13 protein-coding genes are annotated in these 16,407 nt (G+C 61.8%); 4 read left to right on the top strand and 9 right to left on the bottom strand.

Annotated features, from left to right (window positions below; translation table 11 throughout):
- Window positions 1–90 precede the first annotated feature (90 nt).
- Both BISU_RS00345 and BISU_RS00340 read right to left on the bottom strand, forming a co-directional pair.
- Window positions 91–771, bottom strand: a complete 681-nt coding sequence (locus BISU_RS00345; protein WP_024464072.1) for a pyroglutamyl-peptidase I — start codon at window positions 769–771, stop codon at window positions 91–93.
- 49 nt (window positions 772–820) lie between these two features.
- On the bottom strand, window positions 821–1,516 hold the full coding sequence (locus BISU_RS00340) for a flavin reductase family protein (protein WP_024464073.1): 696 nt from the start codon (window positions 1,514–1,516) through the stop codon (window positions 821–823).
- Window positions 1,517–1,581: 65 nt separating this feature from the next.
- Between BISU_RS00340 and BISU_RS00335 the strand changes: the two genes are divergently transcribed.
- Window positions 1,582–2,316: an ArsR/SmtB family transcription factor gene (locus tag BISU_RS00335; RefSeq protein ID WP_024464074.1), complete on the top strand. Its 735-nt coding sequence runs from the start codon at window positions 1,582–1,584 to the stop codon at window positions 2,314–2,316.
- 175 nt (window positions 2,317–2,491) lie between these two features.
- Here BISU_RS00335 and BISU_RS00330 read toward each other — a convergent pair whose 3' ends face one another.
- The 4 genes from BISU_RS00330 to BISU_RS00315 all read right to left on the bottom strand — a co-directional run bounded on the left by BISU_RS00330 (window position 2,492) and on the right by BISU_RS00315 (window position 8,194).
- Complete coding sequence (locus BISU_RS00330) at window positions 2,492–3,643, bottom strand: polyphenol oxidase family protein (RefSeq protein ID WP_226839125.1); 1,152 nt, start codon at window positions 3,641–3,643, stop codon at window positions 2,492–2,494.
- A gap of 665 nt (window positions 3,644–4,308) precedes the next feature.
- Window positions 4,309–5,172 carry an aldo/keto reductase gene (locus BISU_RS00325; protein ID WP_024464076.1) on the bottom strand — a complete coding sequence of 288 codons (864 nt, stop codon included), beginning with the start codon at window positions 5,170–5,172 and terminating at the stop codon, window positions 4,309–4,311.
- A 174-nt stretch (window positions 5,173–5,346) separates the two neighbouring features.
- The gene (locus BISU_RS00320) at window positions 5,347–7,551 is read right to left on the bottom strand and encodes a DUF2207 domain-containing protein (RefSeq protein WP_024464077.1); all 2,205 of its coding nucleotides are present in this window, start codon (window positions 7,549–7,551) and stop codon (window positions 5,347–5,349) included.
- A 67-nt stretch (window positions 7,552–7,618) separates the two neighbouring features.
- Entirely contained in the window at window positions 7,619–8,194 is a 576-nt protein-coding gene (locus BISU_RS00315) for a LemA family protein (protein WP_024464078.1), read from the bottom strand.
- Between the two features lie 291 nt (window positions 8,195–8,485).
- Between BISU_RS00315 and BISU_RS00310 the strand changes: the two genes are divergently transcribed.
- Both BISU_RS00310 and BISU_RS00305 read left to right on the top strand, forming a co-directional pair.
- Window positions 8,486–9,172 carry a response regulator gene (locus BISU_RS00310; RefSeq protein ID WP_024464079.1) on the top strand — a complete coding sequence of 229 codons (687 nt, stop codon included), beginning with the start codon at window positions 8,486–8,488 and terminating at the stop codon, window positions 9,170–9,172.
- A 15-nt stretch (window positions 9,173–9,187) separates the two neighbouring features.
- Window positions 9,188–10,480: a sensor histidine kinase gene (locus BISU_RS00305; RefSeq protein ID WP_024464080.1), complete on the top strand. Its 1,293-nt coding sequence runs from the start codon at window positions 9,188–9,190 to the stop codon at window positions 10,478–10,480.
- Between the two features lie 32 nt (window positions 10,481–10,512).
- Here the strand turns inward: BISU_RS00305 and BISU_RS12340 are convergent, their stop codons facing one another.
- Window positions 10,513–10,734 carry a hypothetical protein gene (locus BISU_RS12340; RefSeq protein WP_152599105.1) on the bottom strand — a complete coding sequence of 74 codons (222 nt, stop codon included), beginning with the start codon at window positions 10,732–10,734 and terminating at the stop codon, window positions 10,513–10,515.
- A 355-nt stretch (window positions 10,735–11,089) separates the two neighbouring features.
- On the opposite strand from BISU_RS12340, the gene BISU_RS00300 reads away from it, so the two are divergent.
- Window positions 11,090–12,310 carry a trans-sulfuration enzyme family protein gene (locus BISU_RS00300; protein ID WP_024464081.1) on the top strand — a complete coding sequence of 407 codons (1,221 nt, stop codon included), beginning with the start codon at window positions 11,090–11,092 and terminating at the stop codon, window positions 12,308–12,310.
- 547 nt (window positions 12,311–12,857) lie between these two features.
- Here the strand turns inward: BISU_RS00300 and BISU_RS00295 are convergent.
- The gene (locus BISU_RS00295) at window positions 12,858–15,479 is read right to left on the bottom strand and encodes a polyribonucleotide nucleotidyltransferase (protein WP_024464082.1); all 2,622 of its coding nucleotides are present in this window, start codon (window positions 15,477–15,479) and stop codon (window positions 12,858–12,860) included.
- Window positions 15,480–16,062: 583 nt separating this feature from the next.
- Window positions 16,063–16,332: a 30S ribosomal protein S15 gene (rpsO, locus tag BISU_RS00290; RefSeq protein WP_024464083.1), complete on the bottom strand. Its 270-nt coding sequence runs from the start codon at window positions 16,330–16,332 to the stop codon at window positions 16,063–16,065.
- Between the last annotated feature and the right edge of the window lie 75 nt (window positions 16,333–16,407).

Below are 16,407 nucleotides of genomic sequence, written 5' to 3'. Positions count from 1 at the left end.
AAGGCGAAGTCGCCCGCGCTGATATGAGGTTGATATGCGACCGATCTGCGACTTGCGCCGGGCACAATGGGTTTGGCAATACCCCCGCATCTACTCAAGCAGGATGTCGCTGGACGACGGCTGCAGATAGTACCGGACGGCTTCGCGCACCACGTCTCGCCCCGCTTCGATCTGCTGATCCATCGGCAGGCCGAGCTGTGCGCTGTCGGCACTCGCCAGCATCGGGAAATTGACGAAACCCGACAGCACGCGCGGCTGCGCCGAGGACCAGTTAAGCAGATTGTAGAACAGCGAATTGCATACGAAGGTCCCGGCGTCGGAACTCAGCGACGCCGGGATGCCGTGCCGGGTGAAGTCAGCGAGAATCGAGCGCAGCGGCAATCTGGTCCAGTAGGCAGCGGGTCCTTGCGCATCAATGGGCAGGCGAGTCGGCAACGCGTTATCGGCATCAGGCCGGCTCGCATCCATGACGTTGGTGGCGCAGCGCTCGAGCAGAATGCCGTGCGAAGCCCGTTTGAGGCCTGTGGCAATGACGATATCGGGGTTGACGGCTTCGATGGTTTTGAGCAGCGTAGGCCAGGCGCCCCCGAAGCTAATCGGCAGCCTCGTCGCCGTGATCGACACCTCGACGTCGCGCAGCGCATCGTCCCGTCCATCACCGCTTTCGCCCAGGCCCTGCCCCGCCAATGCGGCGGGCACCTCATAGGCGGGATTGGTCTCGACGCCCTCGTACGGTCCGAAACCAGAAATCACGACGCTGATATGCTCCATAGCTCTAAGTCTAGCGTTCGGAGCTGCGCATGGGCAACACACGGCTGACTCAGCGTTGTGGGGCAGGAGTCTCGCTGATGCGGCTTTCGCCGAGCTGGCCGCCCAAGGTGAAGTAATGGCGGAAATTGTAGATCAGCGGTTTCCAGCGCTTGGGATCGATATGATCAGTGCCGGGAACGATCAGGCTGGCGTCGGCATGGACTCGGATCACGCGCGCCTGGACGATGAGGAATCCGTCGCGCAGCGCATCATGCTCGACACTCACCGTCCGACATTCGAGTTGCAAGGGGCATTGCGACACGCGTTCAGGGCATATCAGCTCGGATGGCTCGGATGTGAAGCCGACAGCAGCGAACTTGTCGTGGCATGGCGCAGCGCCGTGCTGGTGGCCGGGACGGGCTTCGGCATTGCCAGTCAAGTCGCCCAGCGTCTCCACCTGCCGCCAGAGGCCAGCATCCGGCAGGTTCACGACCACGTCGCTGCCGGCTTCGAGATTGCTCGCAGTCCGGCTGCCTAGCGCCATGCCCAGTACGATTGCGTCCCCGAGCGCCCACGAGCTGCTCATCGGGGCGAGATTCGTGGAGCCGTCCGGATTCGTAGTGCTCAGCAGGGCGACGGACGTGCTGTAATACAGAATGCTCGGGGCTATGGTTCTATGCGTGTCGCTGGTGTCGTTGGTGTCAATAGCATCAATGGCACGGTTCGTTGCACTAGTGCGGTTTGCCACGCAGTCGTTGTCGATCATGCCGTCATGATGGCACGCCAAACCTTCCATCGTGATGGAAGCATGCTTCGCCTAGGATAGAGCGCATGAGTGCATCAGATGCGGGCGAGCCGAGCCTTGGCAGTTCAATCAGTGCAACGGCGGCGTTGTTCGCGGATGCGACCCGGGCTGCGGTCTGCGATGCGCTGATGGACGGATGCGCGTGGACTCCCGGCGAGCTGCGCCAAGCGGCTGGCGTCAGCGCTCCGGCGATGAGCGCCTGCCTAGATCGCCTCGAAACTGCCGGAGCCGTGCGCAGCGTGCGGCAAGGGCGCCATCGCTATGTCATGCTCGCCGGCGATCATGTCGCATCGGTCGTCGAATTTCTGGGCAATGTCTCCGGCGAACCGCCCGCCAAACCGATCGGCTATCGGCAGGTGCAGGCAGATCAGCGGCTGCGCACGGCGCGCACCTGCTACTCCCACATCGCTGGCGGACTCGGCGTCGCCATCGCCGAGACGATGGTCAAGCGTTCGCTACTGATCGCTGCTGACGAGTCCTTCTCGCTGAGCGGTGAAGGCGAATCATGGTTCCGCAGCAACGGCATCCTGCAAGGCCGAACCCTTCGCGCGCCGCATGTGCGCGCATGTCTCGATTGGACGCAGCGACGCATGCATCTGGCCGGAAGCTACGGCACCGCGCTATGCTCCTATTTGATCAGCACCGGGGCGCTCCGCCGCACGCAGCCTCGCCGGGCGCTCGCGGTTACCGAAGCTGGCAAGGAGTGGCTGCGCAATCAGCTAAGACTCGATATTGGCACTGCCGCAGTTATACGTCATTGATGACTCTCAGTCGGGCTGAACGGCTCCAATGAGGCAACGTCTGCGGAGCTATGCCCCTTTCGTGACGCTAATCGGCCGTAAGAGGCACGAAAGGAGCAGCGTCCCTCGAGCTATGCCCCTTTCGTGACGTTTAGCGGCAATATCCGTCACGAAAGGGGCAGCATCATCCGGCGTATCAGTTTCGCATGATCAGCGCGAGCATGCGGCCTTCGTGCGCCTTGTTCGCCCGCGAGCTGCGGCGATGCGAGTACCACAGCGGATTTTCGAAGGTGCACATGGGATGGCGCAGTTTGCCGATGCGCTCGCTCAGGCGCGGGGAATCCTCGTCATCGCGCAGACACAGGCCGATCAGCTCTTCGTCTTCGCTCAGATACTGGGTTGCGGCAGCGACACGCGGTCGGGAGTCGATGACGTTGTCGCGCGGGATGCCAGCGGCGGCCAGCTCCTGCATCGTGGCAGCCACGAGGTCGACGCCCGGCCCCGAGAAACGCGTCAGGGAATAGCTGCCCGGGAAATGTGCATCGAAATCATCGGCGATCTCGCCGCCGACCTCATAGCAATCCGCGCAGATGCACGGGCCCAACGTGGCGACGATATGCTGCGGCTGCGCACCTTTGCGCACCATCAGCTCAACGCATGCGCCGATGACGCCGCGCATCAGGCCGCCCCGGCCGCAATGCGCCGCACCGATGATGCCGTGTTCGGGGTCCGCGAGCAGCACCGGCATGCAATCCGCAGCGAACATGCCAAGGGCGAGGCCGGTGCGGGAGGTGACCTGCGCATCGGCTTCGATAACGGTATCGGCTTGCGCTGAGTCGTTGGATTGCGCTGTGTCATTGAATTGATCAGTGGCACCAGATAGGCCAACGACACCGGTTTGCGCGCTGTGCTGAGCAGCTGAACCGTTACCCGGCAAGCTCGATAGTTCCAATCGGCCATCGCGCGATTTAACCGTTCCCGACAGGTCGATGCCAAAGGGCGCATTGCGACCGTCAGCTAGCTCGTCCATGTCCACGGCGATGCCGGAATGAATCTGGTCCACCAACGACAGGTCGGCGTTCAGCTCCTTGGCTAGGGCGATGCGATTGGCTGCGACGCGCTTCGGCGATTCCCCGCCCTTGCCGCCGTAGTTGCAATTGCCCCAATCGCCTTGGCTTACGCCGCCCAGCCGCGTGGTATATACGACTTTGATGCCTGGCGCCAGATCGATCGGGATGGTGACAGGAATCGGATTGCCCGCGCTATCGGTCGGCGACATCGCGCTGCTGTCGAGAATCGCGTCATCGAATTGCGAAGCATTATGCATGGCGGAAGAGAAATCGGTCATAGCCCCAATCATGGTATGAAGCCCGGATTACCGCGCCTCGCTGTGCTGAGCCGTGAAGCGCACAGTCCAGCTGAACCGTAAAACAGACAGCACGGTGTGCTGTCTGTAGGTGAAGTGAGGCCCCGCCAAGGGGCCGAAGGACGGCGTGTTTTGCGCCGTCAGTCCGTAGGCGAGGTGAGCGCCCGCGAAGGGCGCGAAGGACGGTGCTTTGCACCGTCGGCGAATAGCCGAACGCCTGCCAGTCTGATGGCACGAAGTACCAATCGCCCGATTACCCAAGCGCCCGGCTGCACAATCAACCGAAAATGTTACATTATGCACACTAACGTAAGGCTGCCGTACAAAACGCAACGCAATCAGGCTGCGAAACGTTGCATTGTGTACGGCAGCCTCAACTTAGCGGTCAAAAGGCGACGCTGAGCCGCCGCAATGTCACAACTCCCGCACTATCCGCCGGGGCACTGCGGGAGTTGTGACGTATAACCAGCCTGAAATGACACATTCCCCGCACCTACTACGGGTTAGTGCGGGAAATGTGACGTATGACTGCGTTGAAACGCAACAAGGCCCGCACAAGGGTCGGGATAGTGCGGGAGTTGTGACGTTACAGCCAGCGCGGGCTTACCCAGTGCGGTTTATCCAATGCGGACCTAGCCAGTGCAGCCTCAGCCGAGGGTGGCGAGCTCTTCGGGCGTGAGCTTCAGGTCGCCGGCCTTGAGACTGTCGAGAATCGTTTCTGGGCGGTGCGCACCGGGGATGACGAAGACATGGTCGCCTTTCGCCAGCTCCCACGCCAGCACGACCTGCTGATAGCTGACGCCATGGGCCTCGGCCACAGCCCGGAAGGGATCGAACTTGCTATCGTCCTTGGCCTTGCGGTAGCCGCCGAGCGGGCTCCAGCAGACGAAGGCCAGGCCGACCTTGGCCGTGTAGTCGAGCGTGTCCTGCGTGTCGCGGTAGATCGGCGAATACTGATTCTGCACGGCGATGAGCGAATCCCCGAGAATCGCACGCGCAGCGTCGATCTGCTCGATCGAGGCATTGGAGATGCCGGCGCGCTTGGCAACGCCCTCGTCGACCAGCTGCTTGATGGCTTCGATGGACTCGTTGTAGAGCACCTTCGGATCCGGGCGGTGCATGTACAGCAGGTCGATGGAATCTACGCCGAGCGCCTGGGCCGACAGCTTGCCGTTGCGAATCAGGGTCTCCGGCCTGCCGTCAACGTCCCAGGTCGGCACACCGTCGGTGAAGTTGCGGAAGTGCCCGACCTTGGTGGCGACGCTGACCTCATCGCGCGGACCGTCCCAGGTCTCAAGGGCCTTGCGCACCAGTTTTTCGCCGGTCTGCTCCTCGCCGCCTGAGCAGTAGTAGGCCCACGCGGTGTCGATATGACGGCAGCCGGCATCCAGCGCCGCGTGGATCGTTTCCAGGCCCTTGGCCTCGCCAAGGTTGTTTTCCAAGGTCAGCGGCATTTCTCCTAGGCCGATGGCAGTCGTATCGTATGGTCCTAAATTGCGGTGCAGCACCATGATGTTCTTCCTTCCAGTGGATTTCAATGGCATGTGGATTATCCAGTATCCAAGTCTAATCAGGCCGCGTTGAGCGCAAAGCGCAAGCAGTCGCCGCAACGAGGGAAATAGCCATACAACGGGCCGGAGGCAGGTCCGGCGTCCTGAAACGTTTCGGCGTGCTATCGCGCCACGTCACCGGCCGCCGAAGGAGCCGCCGCCCGAACCGCCGCCCACGCCGCCGAAGCCGCCCGAGGAGAACGATCCGCCCGAACCGCCCGATGAGGATGGCCTTGCGGCCTGAATGGTGCTGCTCAGATCGGCAAAGCTTGCAGTGAGCTGCGCACCGATGTCGCCCACATTGGCGCTGAGCGAGCTGGGATCGAATCCACCGGCGAAGCCAGCGCCTGCATTCGGTCCGGCGCCGCCCAGCTGACCGGCTGCCATGCCCCAGAAGAACGGACGGTACTGCCAGTAGAGCAGCGATCCGCCGGCATTGGCATCCAGCCACCGGGGGTCGCGAAGCTCCGGATAGGCCGCAGCAAGCTCCTTCACGGCCTTTTTGGAGATGCCGAATGCCGCGGCATAGACCAGATAGCGGTCCCACAGCACTAGGTCGGCGGGGCCACGATCGGAGAAATCGCTGAAATGCTCAAGATAGCGTTTCAATCCTAGGACCTGCCCGGCCAGATTTTGGCCTTTCTCAGTCAGCCCGGTGCCCTTGGAGCTGAATAGTACGAAGAACCCGCCGAATAGGGTCAGCCCGCCGACGATCAGGCTCAACGCCAGCTGGCCGTTCGCGGACAGTCCGACGAGACCTACGAATCCAAGGATCACGGCGATCACGCCCAATCCCTTGGCCACGCCGCCCGAAGAGCTGGTAGCGCCGAGCCTGGCGAACTCGTTCTTGAAACCGGTCACATAGCGGTTCTGCACTTTGTAGCCATCGTCCCAGCCCTTGAAGGCGGCCTTCATCTCACGTAGGTCGAATACCGCCGAGCCGACCCGCTCGGCCCCGGCCTCAAGCAATTGCAACGCGCCCTCCTCGCTCTGGCTCAGCCGCAGCGATTTGCGATTATTCACGCATACCGGCATGATCATGATCGTGCTGGTGTCGTTCATGCGACCGGACAGCCTCATGTCGTTCTGGAACATCGCCGAGATCTGCGATGCCGACGCGCGGCTCATGTCGATGCCACGGTAATCGCTCGACGCGCCCGGGTAGATGGCAATGGCCTTCTTCGACGCCAGCGACAGCACCGTGGATGCCATCTGCCGCGAGCTCAGGGTGCTGGCCGAGACCTTCTGCAGCACCGAAAGCAGGCCAGCGGCACTGGCCGGACTCATATTCGGCGGATCGCGCCAGTATTCGATATCGCCATGGTACTGCGACTGTCTGTTGCTGCGAATCGAGGCCGCCACACCGCCGACGATCACTATCAATCCCACGAGAGACAGCCCGATCGCCAGTGCGAGCAGTCGCCGGGCACGACGCTGCTGATCCTGCCGCCACTGCGTCTCCTGGCGGTCCTCATCGCGAATGGTGGCCTCCTTCGCCGCATCCGGACTGGTTCTTTGCACGCCATGCGATTGGCTGGCATCGAACATCGCGACAAGATCGAGATGCTGCCCATTGCGGGCATCGTAGGCCGTGAAATGCAGGGTGCCGTCATCGTCTCGCGAAGTCGTCGAAGTACCTGAGAAATGCAGCCAGGCCCAAGAGTTGCGGGCGGTGACGCCCTCGGGGAACCGCACTGTGCCGTTCACGGTGCCGATCGGAATCTGATTGCGGTCGCCGAAGGGCTCCCACTGGAATTTCGCCACGTCGCTGTAGGCGGTCGACACCCCCTCAAGCGTCATGGTCACCTCGAATTTGAGACTGTTCGCCTTGTTGGTATATGGGATGTTCCAGCCGATTTCCGCGGTCCGGTCGGAATCATAGGGCTTTCCCGTCGCGGGGTCGTCGCGCGAGTAGGGCTGGGGATCGTCGTCGCCGCCGGTCACGTCGGCAATGTACCAATGCCTGGCATAGCGTTCGTTCCATGCCGATTCATCTATTCCCTCGGGCGATTGCGGCGCGGTTTCGCCGTAGCGCTCCCCCGTGGTCAGGTTCTTCACCGAAACGTCGGCGATGTTCGTCAGATTCGAAGCCTTAAGCGCATATTGCTGGTAAAGCTGCCGCCACGGGCGGTCTCCGTCGCGCTCCTTGAGCTTCATGTCGATACGCTGGGTGACCTTGAGATCGCCGTTCCTGAGCACCGTGACATCATAGTCCAGACTGCGGTAGCTCTGGTCAGACGAATTCCCCAAGCCTACAGCCGCCGCCAGCACCACCATGGCGCTGATCACGGCGGCGATCAGCGCTATGACGATGGAACGCACTGCATGTTTCGCTGTCATAAGAACCTACCTCGGCAATCCTGTGGCTGGTTTGTGGCTGGTTTGCGGCCGACGCGAACCTGCAGGATCAGAACTTGACCTGCGGTACCTGCCGATCGGCTTCATCCGTTTGGAAGTACTGCGCCTGGGTGAATCGGAAGAGTCCGGCGATGATGTTGCTCGGGACCGTTTCAATCTTGGTGTTGTACTTGAGCACGACGTCGTTGTAGAACTGCCGCGCATAGGCGATTTTCTGCTCCAGCGCGCTGAGCTGGGCCTGCAGATCCATGAAGTTCTGGTTGGCCTGCAGCTGCGGATAGGCTTCCGCCGTCGCCTGAAGATTGACCAGCGTGCGCGACAGCGCATTCTCCGCCTGAGCGCGATCGGCCGTCGTAGCGGTGGGATCGCCCGCCACTGACAGGGCCTTGGCGCGGGCCTGCGTCACTTGGGTGAAGACTTCGGATTCATGCGTGGCATATCCCTTGACCGTTTCGACGAGGTTGGGAATCAGATCGGCGCGCTGCTTGAGCTGCACATCGATCTGCGCCCAGCCGTTGCCGACGCGGTTGCGCAGCGCGACCAGCGCGTTGTAGGCTCCCATGCCCCACAGCAGCAGGATGACGAGCACGATGACGACAATGAGGATGATAAGACCGGCACTCATATTCGCTCCTTTACGTTTTGCTTGCATCCCCATTCTCGCAAAAGGTAGGGATGGTCGTTTCGCGGCACGCGCAGAAAACACCAGGCCGCAACGCAACGCGCCGTGTCCGGCGAAGCTCATCGCGAGCCTGCGCACCATCCTGCGCGTTTCCGTGCGCCGCCCATGCGCCAGCGCACATCGCTGGCAACGTCGCAGCCGGAGCATCACGACGAAAATCCATCTTGCCGAAAGGCAGGTGCGAATTATGGACCTTTCACGACAAGGTTCACATCCTCTCGCTAAGCTTGTGACATGATGAATCCGCAAGGTCCCAGGCAACGCCAGCTGCGCATCGGCGTGCTGGACAATGACTGCTGCGCACTGGAATGCATCGTCGCGATGATCGCCCATCTCAACAACCGCGCGGGCCGGAGGCTCGAAGTGTGGTCGAGCGACAACCCCGCCAAGGCTATGCAGCACTGCCGCTTCGGGACGCATCCCACGGATGTCATGTTCATCGATATGGCGTTGAACGGGCTGACCGGGGCACAGGTCGCCATGGAAATACGCAAGCACGCGCCGGGCATTGCCATCATAGGCATCACTTCATATGCGCCGGAACTCTATGCCGAGGATATGCGTGCGGCGGGCGCTCAGGCGCTGCTGGACAAAAGCACGCTGAAACACTCGCTCGCCGAGGCGCTTGATGCGGTGTCGCAAGGTCTGCCCTATCCTGCTGGCAGCGGATTCCCGTCGATCCGCAACGCCTACGCGACGCTTGCGCTGGACGAATCCTCTGCTGCGAGCGTGCATCTGACAGCCACCGAGCAGCAGATCATCACCTTGAGCCTGAGCCATATGAGCACGAAGGAGATCGCCACGGAGCTGAGCGTCTCGGCGGACACCGTATTCTCGCATCGGCGCAATATCAAGAAGAAATTCCATGCCAGCACTTGGTACGATGCGGTCGACCGCTGCCGCGAACTGCATATCGCATAAGGCAGGCAAACCGCTATGACCGCCAGCACCTCCACGAGCCCGGACAGGCGCAACCCGCCTGATGACGGCCGAGCTGACGGCAACAGCCAAGAGGGAGCCAGCCGTCAGCAACGGCAGCCGGCCGCGGCAAGCGCCTCGCACCGGCTGCAGGCATACATCTCACGGTATTTCATTCATCCCCACATCTCACTGCTGGCCGCAGCCGCCGGCACCTTCACGCTGATCGAAAGCGTGTACTGGGCCAGCACCTCACCTGTCGAGATGCTCGGCACGATGCTGCTGGCGCTGCGATTCGCCGCCATCGTCAGTTTCGTGCTGCGGCCGAAACCCGGATCCTGCCTAGTCGTCGTCTCGCAGATCCTCGACCTGCTCACCTCCGTGTCGACGCCGACCACCATGCTCATCACCTCGCTGATAGCCGTAGGCGTCGCAAGCTTTCTGGACGCTCGGCTCGGCGGGGCGCTGGGTGCGCTCTTGGTAGCCGCGGCGCTGGCCGGCATGATCATTCACCATGATTCAGCCATGCATCGGGGAGGCATCCTGTCGTTCGTCGCGTTCGTGCTGATCGCGTTTGGCGCCGGCCTGCTCACAAGACTGAATACGCGGCATCGGGCGCAGGAGCTGCAGAATCTCGCGCTGCGCCGCAACGCGTTGATTGCGCAGCGGCTGCATGACTATACGACCAATGACATGAACAACATCATCATGCTCGCCGACCTCACGCTCGACGGCGATTCCGATCATGACTCGGCCGAGACGATACAGCTGATCCGCAGCAATGCGCTGAACGCCCTGACGCAGACCAGGCAGGCGATTCTCGCGCTGCGCGACGACGGCGAGGCGCAATGCCCGTCGCATATGGCCGGAAAACCCTCAGATCTGCGCACGCATCTGATTCAGCTCGTCGACGAGCAGCAGGAAATGCTGGATCGGCTGGGGTTCACCGGAACCGTGTTCGTTCCCTCGCCGTTCCCTGAGACCGACACGCAGCACGCGCCGTTGATCATGGGCCTGGTCAAGGAGCTGTTCGGCAACATCGCCCGGCATGCCGCGCCTGACGGCGGCTATGTGATGACGATATGCGCCAGCGACGAGGAATGCGATCTGAGCTTGTCCGATACGCCGGCTGGCATTCAGCGGCAGCCTCAAGGACAGGGCGATGCGAAAGGCCTCGGCTCGGGTATGCGGCACTACCGCGAGCAGATCGAGGCGCTGCACGGGCAGTGGCATATCGAACAGACCGCGGACAGCTGGACGCTGGAAACACGCATTCCGTGGGATTCCAAGACGACGCCGCGAGCTGAATGAGTCTTAAGAGACCATAGTTTTCGAAATAACCGCTAGAAACCCTCGCCACACAGCCATTGCAACCACGGCGGGCACCGAGGGTAGAGCAGCGAGACCGTGGGCGGCGAAGACAACGGATCCGCCGCATCGGCGAATGCCGCCTCTGGCATCAGGGTCAGACACAGCGACGCTGCGGCTGCAGCGCATGTCGCGGCAGCGGATACCCGCCTGACTGTGCCGCGCGTCTTCGCACGGCGAATCCCCTTATTCTCCATGAGTCCTCCCCCGTAATTGGCTACAATTTCACTATTAATGCACTGCATTGTCCGCAATGCAAGGTCATCTGCAGAAAACTGCAGATTTTCTGTTCTTGTGCGGCGCCGTGTGTCGCGCACGGCATGCAATCGCACAAGCATAGGCATTATGGACTCGCATGGCTCTGCTGAACCCGCGTAAATCACACGAACCTCTGCATGCCCACCACAGCGCCCATCGATGCAAACGCCTCCGCAACCATCCGCCGCAAGGCCTTCGATTCTTTCTATGAGCGGCTATCAAACGGCGGAATCTTGCGGTTCTGAAAGTTTTGGAGAACATGCGCACATAACGCGATGCTGGCAGACTGGAATCATGACTTCAGATCTCGTACATCATGGCGAATCCTTCGACGGCACGCCGCTCGGCTTCGCGACCAAATCCATCCATCTCGGCAACGGCGTAGACGCCGAAACCGGGGCGATCCGCCGGCCGATCACGCTGGCGAACGCCTACGCGCTGCCCTACGACCCCTCCGACATCAACTGGTCCAGCTCGGACACGAACCTGTACGCCCGCAACGGCCACCCCAACCAGCGCTACCTTGAGGCGAAGCTCGCGAACCTCGAAAACACCGAGGACGCGGTCGTGCTCGCCTCCGGCGTGGCCGCACTCGCCGCCACCTTCACCACGGTGCTGAACCGCGGCGACCATGCGGTTTTCTCCGACACGACGTATGTCGCCGCGTACCGCTTGCTCAATCAGATTCTGCCGGAGAAATACGGCATCGAAACCTCAATCGTCGATTCCTCGGATGCACGCAACATCGCGAATGCCATCAGGCCGAACACGAAGCTCGTGCATATCGAGACACCTGCCAATCCCACGCTCAAGGTGACCGATATCGAAGCGGCTGCGACGATTGCGCATGACGCGGGCGCGCTCCTCAGCGTCGATAACACCTTCAATTCGCCGTTCAATGTGCGCCCGGCCGACCTCGGCGCAGACATCGTGATCGAAAGCCTTACGAAATACATCAATGGCCACGGCGACGCGCTGGGCGGCGTCATCGCCACGCGCAAAGAGGTCACCGACCAGATACGCTTCACGTATCAGGTGAACTACGGCGGCGTCATCTCGCCGTTCAACGCTTGGCTCATCAATCGTGGCTCGGTGACGCTGCCACTGCGCATCAAACAGCACAACGCCTCTGCACTGGCCGTCGCCAAACACTTGGAATCATTATCGCAGGTGCGGTTCGTCGCCTATCCAGGGCTGCAATCGCACTCGCATCACGAGGTGGCAGCGAGGCAGATCGCCCGGTCCGATGCAGGCTTCGGCGGCGTGCTCGCCTTTGGCCTTGACACCGACCACGACGGGCACAACCGCTTCGTCTCCAAGCTCAGCGTGATCACCTCGGCCGTCTCGCTCGGCCATGACGAAAGTCTTATCGTGTTCCTCGGCGAGGACGACGAGCGCCAATACCTCTACCCGCAGGAGTTTCATCGCGGCTTCTTCCGCCTGGCCGTGGGGCTGGAAGACACCGATGACCTCATCCGCGACATCGATCACGCATTGGCCGAGGCAGAGTTGTAAAAAGCACAGCTGTAAAAGCACAGCTGCAGCAACAGGTCACTCCTACATCATTCGCCAGCAAGTGGCTTGCAGCCAAGCTGCCGACACAAACGAGAAGAATGGTACTGGATATCTTTGGGACATCTTGGCTATCTCGCTTATGTGAGGCGTTATTGAGGTGCTGCAGAGGTCTATCAGCGTTATGTGAGGCGCTAACTCGCGGAGCGTTGAGTAGCAGACGGCCCAGAACCGCCATTTTCGGCCAGCGCTACTTTGGGTGCCAAGGAAGTAACGCCGCACACAACGCAGATAGACCTCAGCAAAGCCAAGTTAACGCCTCACATAACGCAGATGCACGGCAGAGGGCAGATGCACGCGCGAATATCGACTATGCCCGGGCAAAGAGAACCGATAATCAATCCGCGCGACAACAAATGACGTGAAGATGAGAGTATGCGAGAGGCCCGCCCCGGCTATGAACCAGGGCGGGCCTCTTGTGCTGTAAAGCTGCGCTTATCGAGTCGATTCGACTCAGATCAGCTCAGCATCTCGACAATCAGTCGGATAATCAGTCCTCGAAGGGATCGAAGTCGCGACGTACGCGACGGCGCGGACGCTCCGAACGCTCGGCGCGGTCGGCGCTGTACTCGTCGTAGTGATCGTCGGCGGCGTAGCGCGGGTTGCGGTCGTTGCGACGGCCACCACGGTAGCCGCCACGGCGATCATCACGATCCGAGCGGTCGTCATGCGAACGACGCGGACGATCGCCATAGCCACCGCGGTCGTCGTGACGGTCGTCACGACGGTCATCATGGCGATCGTCACGACGCTCATAGCGGTCGCCGCGATCTCCACGGTCGTCATGCGAACGACGCGGACGGTCATCGTAGTCGCGATCATCGCGACGTCCACGATAGCCACGGTCGTCACGTCCGCCACGGCGGTCGTCACGATCGTCGCGCGAACGGCGCGGAGCCGAGGATTCCTGGCTTTCGAAGCCGGGGATGGCCAGCGAGATCTTGCCGCGATCGTCAACGCTCTGCACGATCACCTCGACGGTGTCGCCTTCCTTGAGCACGTCCTCGACCGCTTCAACGCGCTCGCCGTCAGTCAGGTTGCGGATCTGCGAGATATGCAGCAGGCCGTCGGTGCCGGGCGTCAGGTTCACGAACGCACCAAAGCTCGTCGTCTTGACGACCTTGCCATTGAAGGTCTCTCCGGCTTGCGGCACATGCGGGTTGGCGATGGAATCGATGATGCCCTTCGCCTTTTCCGCGGCCTCGCCGCCTTCGGAGGAGATGTAGACCGTGCCGTCATCCTCGATGGCGATGCTGGCGCCGGTGTCTTCCTGGATCTGGTTGATCATCTTGCCCTTGGGCCCGATAATCTCGCCGATCTTGTCGACCGGAACGGTCGTGGTGATGATGCGCGGCGCGGTCGGGCTCATCTCGGCCGGGCAGTCGATGCACTCGTTGATGACTTCGAGGATCGTCGTGCGGGCTTCCTTGGCCTGGTTCAGCGCCGAAGCCAGCACGTCGGCGGGGATGCCGTCGAGCTTGGTATCAAGCTGCAGGGCGGTGATGAACTCGGAGGTTCCCGCCACCTTGAAGTCCATGTCGCCGAAGGCGTCTTCCGCGCCCAGGATGTCGGTCAGTGTCTTGAAGATATGCTGTCCGTCGACATCACCGGAGACCAGACCCATCGCGATGCCCGCGACCGGGGCCTTGAGCGGCACGCCGGAGGCAAGCAGCGACATGGTCGAAGCGCACACGGAGCCCATCGAGGTGGAGCCGTTGGAGCCGATGGCCTCGGAGACCTGACGGATGGCGTAGGGGAACTCCTCGCGGTCCGGGAGCACCGGCACCAGCGCCTTCTCGGCGAGCGCGCCGTGGCCGACTTCGCGGCGCTTGGGTGAGCCGACGCGACCGGTCTCACCGGTCGAATACGGCGGCATTTCGTAATTGTGCATGTAGCGCTTGGTCTGCGGTCCGGAGATGGCGTCGATCTGCTGCTCCATCTTGAGCATGTTCAGCGTCGTGACGCCCAGAATCTGGGTCTCGCCGCGCTGGAAGAGCGCGGAGCCGTGGACGCGCGGCACGATGTCGACCTCGGCGGACAGCGTGCGGATGTCGCGCAGGCCGCGGCCGTCGATGCGGTAGTCCTCGGTCAGGATGCGGCGGCGGACGATCTGGCGCTGCAGCTCCTTGAAGGCGTTGCCCAGCTCCTTGTCCTTCTCGGCCGGATCCATCTCGGTGAATTCGCCGGCAAGCGTCTCGCGCACGGAGTTCTTGATCTCGTGCAGACGCTCCTGGCGCGGCAGCTTCTCCGCGATGGAAAGCGCCTCGTTAAGCTGCTCGTGGGCAATCTCGTCGATGCGCGCATACAGCGCGTCGGTGTACTCCGGGAAGAGCGGGAAGTCCTTGGTCTCCTTGGAGACCTGAGCCTTCAGCTCGTTCTGCGCCTCGCAGATAGCCTTGATGAAGGGCTTCGCGGCTTCCAGACCGCCAGCGACTACTTCCTCGTCGGGCTTGGTCTGGCCCTCGTCGTAGATGAGGGTCCAGGCGTTCTTGCCGGCGCCGGCCTCGATCATGGCGATGGCGACGTCACCGTTCTCGATGACGCGGCCTGCGACCACGATCTCGAAGACGGCGCGATCGCGCTCACTCCAACGCGGGAAGGCGACCCACTGGCCGTCGACGAGCGCCAAGCGCACGCCGGAGACCGGGCCACCGAAGGGCAGGCCGGAGATCAGCGTGGATGCCGAAGCGGCGTTCAGCGCGATCATGTCATAGGCGTCGTCCGGGTTGACGGCGAGCACGGTCTCCACAACCTGCACCTCGTTGCGCAGCGTGTGCGGGAACAGGGGGCGCAGCGGGCGATCGATGATGCGGCAAGCCAGGATGGCCTCGGTCGACGGGCGGCCTTCGCGGCGGAAGAACGAGCCGGGGATTTTGCCCGCGGCGTACATCTTCTCTTCGACGTCGACGGTCAGCGGGAAGAAGTCGTAGTTCTCCTTGGGGCTGGATCCGGCGGTCGTGGTGGAAAGCACCATCGAATCGTCGTCGAGGTAGGCGGCTACTGCGCCGTCCGCCTGCTGGGCCAAGCGACCCGTCTCGAAGCGCAATGTGCGCTTGCCAAATGAACCATTGTCAATAACGGCCTCAGCGGCCTTGATTTCGGGACCCTCCACGGGTTCCTCCTTCTGTTTTGTTTCTATTTCCTACGCAACATAACCAAATAAGCCAATCCGTTTGTCTGGCGCCCATGCGCCCAATCCGACGCGGCATACCTGGCCGCGCATCCTCATTCGGATCTCATTGTTCACTTATGTCTTGAGTATTGTGCTGTTCTGTTATTCTCGTCGGCCTTCGTCTGCGGCTGCTTGAGCCGTCCGCCTAGACCGAAAGCCGTTCATGTTTCGCCGCGCCTGCAAGCGCAGGCATCTACGCCGTAGATCCGCCGCAGTCCCTGCAGCGGCGGCATATGCGTTCGTCGCGTCCTCACAAATGCCCTCAGGCGCATTGACCGCCCGTTGAGCATTCGATTCGCCTGTCATCTTTCGTTATACCACTCGTTGCACTGCCATTGAAGAACCTGGACCGGTTATATCCGGTGTATCCGTCCAGTTTCGTTACTGTCTGCCGCCACGTCTGTTATCTTTCGCTGCGCGGTTTCGGCCGTTATATCCCATATCCACGCCGCAGCCGGTGCCCCGCGGCACAAGTCCGCGATGCAAAAACGCCCGGACGACGAGTCGTCCGGGCAACAGTTGGTTATCGGCGCAAGCCGAGTCGCTCGATCAGGGAACGGTAACGATCGATGTCGACGCGCTTGAGATAATCAAGCAGACGACGACGGTCGCCGACCATCAGCAGCAGACCACGACGCGAATGGTGATCGTGCCTGTGCTCCTTGAGATGCCCGGTCAAATCGTTGATACGACGGGTGAGCAGCGCGACCTGGACCTCCGGGGAACCCGTGTCGCCTTCGTGCGTCGCATACTGCGAAATAATACCCTGCTTGTCTTCAGCCGTAAGTGCCACGGCATCCTCCTTGTAGTCACTGCGCGGTGCCTGCAACCCAATGCCGCAAGCGCTCTGTATCCGCGGGCGAAACAC

The organism is Bifidobacterium subtile, from assembly GCF_000741775.1.
Classification (GTDB): Bacteria; Actinomycetota; Actinomycetes; order Actinomycetales; family Bifidobacteriaceae; genus Bifidobacterium; species Bifidobacterium subtile.
This window is presented reverse-complemented; position numbering and strand designations above follow the sequence as displayed.